The sequence below is a fragment of the Nocardiopsis salina YIM 90010 genome (assembly GCF_000341025.1).
Lineage (GTDB): Bacteria > Actinomycetota > Actinomycetes > Streptosporangiales > Streptosporangiaceae > Nocardiopsis > Nocardiopsis salina.
Window position 1 is genome coordinate 1 of the sequence record NZ_ANBF01000247.1, and the last position, 5,799, is coordinate 5,799.

Sequence of the window (5,799 nt, forward strand, 5' to 3'; positions counted from 1 at the left end):
ACTTACCACCAGGTGGTCGGGGGCGACGTTCCGAACGCGCTGCTCGAGTTCGCGCGCGGGGTGCACGCCACGCAGATCGTCCTGGGGTCCTCGCGCCGTCCGACCTGGCAGTACGTGCTGGGCCCGGGGGTGGGCGCGATGGTGGCGCGCGACTCCGGCGACATCGACGTGCACATCGTCACCCACGAGGAGGTCGGCAGCGGGCGCTGGCCCCTGCCCCCGCCCGGGCGAGGGCTGGGCCAGCACCGCCGGGTGACGGGGTGGGGGCTGGCCCTGGTCGCGCCGACGCTGATGGGGCTGGGGCTGACCCTTCCGGCCTTCGACGACATCGGCCCGGCCTCCGACGCGTTGCTGCTGCTGTTCATCACGGTGGCGACCGCGGCGGTGGGGGGCTTGCGTCCGGCGCTGGTGTCAGCGGTGTGGAGCGCGGTGCTGTTGACCGTGCTGCTGTCGCCCCTGCACGGTCGCCCGTCAGTGTCGGTCGACAACATGTTGGCGTTGGCGGCGTTCACCCTGGTGGGCACGTTGGTGGCGATCGTCGTGGAGATCGCGGCGCGCCGGTCGGCCCAGGCGGCGCGAGGACGTGCGGAGGCGGACGCGGTCTCACTGCTGGCGGGCAGCGTACTCGCCGGCAACGAACCCCTGCCGGCGCTGCTGCGGCGCATCACCGAGACGTTCGGGCAGCGTTCGGCGGCGTTGCTGGAGCGTGTGGACGAGGTTCGTTGGCGTGTGGTCAACAGCGTCGGCGCTCCGGTGTGCGAGTCCGAGGAGGACGCCGACGTCCTCGTCACCATCAACGACGATCTGAGCCTGGCGCTCAAGGGCCGGATGCTGCCGGCCGCGGACCGGGGTGTGCTGTGGGCGTTCGCCGCGCACATCGCCATCGCCCTGGAACACCAGCGGTTGGAGTGGGACGCTGCCGAGGCGCGCGGCCAGGCGGCCGGGAACAGGATCCGCACCGCGCTGCTGGCCGCGGTGTCGCACGACCTGCGGACCCCGCTGACCTCCATCAAGGCGAGCCTGTCGAGCCTGCGCGCCACCGACATCGAGCTCGACCCGCAGGATCGCGACGACCTGTTGGAGACCGCCGAGGAATCCACCGACCGGCTCAACCAGCTCATCGACAACCTTCTGGACATGAGCCGGGTGCAGACCGACAGCGTGCGTCCGAACCTGAGGGCCGTGGGGCTGGAGGAGGTGGTTCCGGCCGCGCTCCTGGGGCTGTCGCGCCGGGCGGTGCGGGTGGACGTGCCCGACGACCTGCCGCGGGTCAACGCCGATGCGGGGCTGCTGGAGCGTGCGGTGGCCAACGTCGTGGGCAACGCGGTGGGGCACAACCCGGATCCGGCGGCCCCGGTGCTGGTCAACGCCAGCGCGCACGGGGACGAGGTGCAACTGCGTGTGGTCGACCGCGGCCCCGGTGTCTCCGACGAGGGGAAACAGCGTATGTTCGAGGCCTTCCAACGTCTCGGGGACGCCCCGAAGGGCACGGGCGTGGGGCTGGGGTTGGCGGTCGCGCGCGGGTTCGTGGAGACCATGCAGGGCGGTCTGGCCCCGGAGGACACCCCGGGCGGCGGGCTGACCATGGTGTTCACTCTGCGGGCGGTGGACCGGGAGGACGACGAAGGGGGTACCGGTGCGGGTCCTGGTCGTTGACGACGACATGCAGATCATCCGGGCGATGCGGATCAACCTGCGGGCGCGCGGCCACGAGGTCGACACCGCCGAGGGCGGGGCGGGCGCGTTGCGCCTGGCGGCCGAGAACCGTCCGGACCTGGTCCTTCTGGACCTGGGGTTGCCGGACATGGAGGGGCTGGAGGTGATCCGCCGACTGCGGGGGTGGACCCAGGTCCCCATCATCGTGCTCTCGGCTCGTCACTCGGCCGGGGAGAAGGTGCGCTGCCTGGATTCGGGGGCGGACGACTACGTCACGAAACCGTTCGGTATGGACGAGCTGCTCGCGCGGATGCGTGCGGCGGAGCGGCGGTCGGCGGCGGAGGAGGCCGCGCCGGAGGTGGCCACGGCGGCGTTCACGGTGGACCTGAGCGCCAAGAGGGTGCTGCGCGACGGCGAAGAGGTGCGGGTCACTCCGACCGAGTGGCACATCCTGGAGCTCCTGGCCCAGCACCCGGGTCACCTGGTGAGCCAGCAGCAGCTGTTGCAGGAGGTGTGGGGCCCGGCGTACCGGAGCGAGACCAACTACCTGCGGGTGTACATGGCGCAGCTGCGGCGGAAGTTGGAGCCCGACCCGGCGCACCCGCGGTTCCTCATCACCGAGGCGGGGCGCGGGTACCGTCTCGAGACCGACGGCTGACGGGTCACCGGGGGTCGGGCCCCGGAGCGGTCGAGCGCGTGGGGCAGGATGGGGAGCGTGTCCGATGCGCTTGATCACCCGCTCGGCCGGGCCCGTGAACACCGTTACTGGCTGACCACCTCCGACGGGGTGGGTATCGACGCCGCCCTCCTGCGCGGCTCCGATCCCCGCACGACGGCGGTGGTGCTCGCCAACGGTTTCACCGGCACCCGGCGCAACCCGCACACCCGCGCGATCGCCGAGGCCCTGTACTCGGCCGGGGACGTGCTGACCTTCGACTTCCGCGGGCACCACGGTTCGGAAGGGCGCAGCACCGTCGGGAACGCAGAGATCCACGACCTGGAGGCGGTGCTGGAGCAGCTCCGCGAGCTCGGGTACACGCGCGTGGCCACGGTGGGGTTCTCGATGGGCGCGGCGGTCGCGATCCGGCACGCGGCGATCTTCGGCGGGGTGGACGCGGTCGTGGCGGTCAGCGGCCCGAGCCGGTGGTACTACCGGGGCACCCGCCAGATGCGTCTGCTGCACGTGGGGATCGGCCGACGTGTGGGGCGGTTCTTCCTGCGGACGTTCCGCAAGGTGCACGTGATCGACCGCAAGTGGAGCGTTCGCCCCGCGGAACCGCGCGAGATCGCCGGGGAGGTCGCCCCCGCGCCGCTGCTGGTGGTGCACGGCGACTCCGACTCGTTCTTCCCCACCACCCACGCCACCGCGATCCACGGTGCGGCACGCGAGCCCAAGGACCTGTGGATCGAACCGGGCATGGGCCATGCCGAGCGCGCCGTGACGCCCGACCTGACCGGGCGCCTGCGGAATTGGATCACCGAGCGTCTGCACACGGGCGACCCCGGCACCTGAACCCCGGGGAACCTTCCCCGAACACCCGCGTGGACAGGCCTGTGGGGCTCGGCTACAAAGGGGGGATGACCCGACCTCGACCTTCTTCTCCCGGCCCTGACACGCCCGCTTCGGAGAGCGACCTCCCCGGTCTGCGCGGACGCGGGTTCGCCCTGCTCATCGCCGCCACGGCCATCGGACTGTGCGGGTTCGCCGCCGTCCTTCCGCTGGTGCCGCTGTGGGCCACCAGGGGCGGGGTGGGCGAGTTCGGGGCGGGCACCACCACCGCGGTCTTCATGCTGACCACCGTCCTGACCCAGCTCGGTATGCCCTGGCTCCTGGACCGCGGCGCCTACCGCTGGGCGTTCCCCGTCGGGTCGCTGATCCTGGGCCTGCCCACCCCCCTGTTCGCCGCCACCACCGATCTGGGGCCGCTCATCGCGGTCTCGGCAGTCCGCGGCATCGGGTTCGGAATGGTGACGGTCGCGGGCACCGCGCTGGCCGCCCGGCTCGTCCCGCGTGCGCAGGTCGGGCGCGCGACAGGCCTCTACGGGCTCGCGGTCGGCCTGCCCCAGGTGGTGATCCTGCCCGGGGGTGTGGCCGTGGCGCTCGCAGTCGGGTTCGGCCCCGTCTTCTGGGCGACCGGCGCAACAGGTGTGGTCGCGGCTGTCCTGTCCTCGGGCATCTGGTTCGCCGACGGAGGCCGCAACCGTCCGGCCCTGCGCTCGACCACCCCCGCGTCCGGGACCTCGGCATCCGACGCCGGCGATCCCCGCGGCTTGGCCGTGTGGGTGGCGCTGGCCTCTCCCCTGCTCATGATGCTGCTCGTCGCGATCGGCGCGAGCACCATCGTGACGTTCCTGGCGATCCCCTTCGAGCGCGCGGCCTGGCTGGTGGGCGCGGCGCTGGCCCTGTACGCGCTGTCCGTGGTCGTCGGCCGCTGGACCGCGGGCGCCCTGTACGACCGGCACGGACGCACCGTGCTCCTGATGCCCGCGATGGTCTCCGGCTCGGTCGGCATGGGCCTGATCACCGCGGCCATGTGGACCGACGCCGGAACCGGACAGCCCGGGATCGCCACGGTGGCGCTCATCCTGGGCGGCTCCGCGCTGTTCGGCCTCGGGTTCGGGTCGGTGCAGAACGACACCGTGACGATCATGCTCGACCGCGCCGGCGCCTCCGGCCAGGGGCGGGCCAGCGCGGTGTGGAACATCGGGTACGACGCCGGAACCGGGGCGGGCGCCATGGGCCTGGGACTGCTCATCCAGCTGCTCGGTTACGGGCCCGCGTTCGCCGTCACCGCGGTCGCGCTGCTGGCCCTGGTGCCCCTCACGCTGCGCACCGGGGTGCGCCGCCCCGGGGGCACCGTGCACCGCTGACCGGATCTCCGGGGCGCCCCGCATGCAACGGTCCCCGTGCCCCTCCGAGGGACACGGGGACCCGCACGTGAACACACGGTTCCGGTTCGGACCAGGATCAGGTCAGCGACGACACGTGCACGTGGTCGAAGTGGTTCTGCGTCAGGTCACCCCGGTCCTCCATGGCGCGCCACGAGCGGCTGCCGGTGTGCCAGATCTGCTGCTCCCAGATGATGTAGTCGATGCCGAGCCGGTCGGCGTTGTCGATCGCGTAATCGGCGATCGCGGTACCCAGTTGCCGGTTCTCTTCCGAGGGCATCTCGCCGTTGGCGCTCATCATGAAGTCGCAGGCGCGCCCCTCACCGTGGTCGTCGGAGCTGGGCCGGTAGCACCCGGTCGGGTAGGGCTGTTCGAACTCGCCGATGATGTCGTCACGGATCGACGCCATCGTCGGGGTCACCTGGTCGAAGCCGGGACCGCGCGCCGACTCCGGAACGGTGCCGTCGCCGTTGCCGGGGCTCTCGGCCTCCTGGCGGGCTTCCTCCTCGGCCTGCAGCTCGGCGATGCGCTCCTCGACGTCGTCCTTCTGCTCCTCGAGCTCGTCGACGAGTTCTGCGGCGTCCTCGAGCTCGGCGTTGAGGTTCTCGGCCACCTCTTCGGCCTCGTCGCGGGTGTCGACGAGTTCGGCGATCTGCTCGGCCTGGGACTCACCCAGGTAGTTGGCGTTGGCGGCGTCGGAGGTCATCTCGTCGGGGTCGCTGGAGAAGATCACCTGCAGCGCCGGGTCGACGCCGCCGTCGATGTACCGGGCGTGGGCGATCTCCGAGACGGTGCCGCGGGAGGCCTCGAGGCGTTCCTCGACCTCTTCCAGGTCGGCCTCGGCCTCGTCGACGCGGTCCTTGATCTCGTTGAACTGCAGGAGCTCACCGTTGTAGGACTCCTCCAGCTCGTCGGCGCGCTCGGTCAGATCGTCGATGTCGACGTCGTCGGGGTCGGCGTGCGCGACTCCGGAGACCGGCCCGAACAGGAAGGCGGCGCTGACGGCGGTGACGGTGAGGAGCCCCCGCTTGGTGCGCAGGGCGAAGCTTCGAGGAGAGGATGTCATGTCGGCTCCGGGGATGGACTGAACGCATCCGGTGTCCGCGACCGAGGAGGGTGAGGAGAGGGGTGGGGCGCGGAGTCGGAATTGCTCAGGAGACCATACGAGATCTTGGCGTTACATGCCCAGTGCGTGGAACACCGGACTTGTGGACTGCGCGGGTATGTGTCCAGAACATACCGGCTCCCCCCCCC

Annotated in this window: 5 protein-coding genes; 4 read left to right on the forward strand and 1 reads right to left on the reverse strand. The window is 71.6% G+C overall.

Annotated elements, in window-relative coordinates; translation table 11 throughout:
- The 4 genes from D474_RS30230 to D474_RS0126665 all read left to right on the forward strand — a co-directional run.
- A partial coding sequence (locus tag D474_RS30230; RefSeq protein ID WP_017616528.1) for an ATP-binding protein occupies positions 1 to 1,656 on the forward strand: 1,656 nt, incomplete at its 5' end.
- On the forward strand, positions 1,637 to 2,314 hold the full coding sequence (locus D474_RS0126655) for a response regulator transcription factor (protein WP_017616529.1): 678 nt from the start codon (positions 1,637 to 1,639) through the stop codon (positions 2,312 to 2,314). The genes D474_RS30230 and D474_RS0126655, both read left to right, overlap by 20 nt.
- A gap of 57 nt (positions 2,315 to 2,371) precedes the next feature.
- Complete coding sequence (locus D474_RS0126660) at positions 2,372 to 3,169, forward strand: alpha/beta hydrolase (RefSeq protein ID WP_017616530.1); 798 nt, start codon at positions 2,372 to 2,374, stop codon at positions 3,167 to 3,169.
- Positions 3,170 to 3,234: 65 nt separating this feature from the next.
- Entirely contained in the window at positions 3,235 to 4,527 is a 1,293-nt protein-coding gene (locus tag D474_RS0126665; RefSeq protein WP_017616531.1) for an MFS transporter, read from the forward strand.
- A 97-nt stretch (positions 4,528 to 4,624) separates the two neighbouring features.
- Here D474_RS0126665 and D474_RS0126670 read toward each other — a convergent pair whose 3' ends face one another.
- Complete coding sequence (locus tag D474_RS0126670; protein WP_017616532.1) at positions 4,625 to 5,611, reverse strand: coiled-coil domain-containing protein; 987 nt, start codon at positions 5,609 to 5,611, stop codon at positions 4,625 to 4,627.
- Positions 5,612 to 5,799 lie beyond the last annotated feature (188 nt).

What these genes read in the sequence shown, in the direction of transcription:
- D474_RS0126670 (WP_017616532.1), bottom strand. Translation starts at nt 5,611, where the DNA reads ATGACATCCTCTCCTCGAAGCTTCGCCCTGCGCACCAAGCGGGGGCTC.
- D474_RS0126665 (WP_017616531.1), top strand. Translation starts at nt 3,235, where the DNA reads ATGACCCGACCTCGACCTTCTTCTCCCGGCCCTGACACGCCCGCTTCG.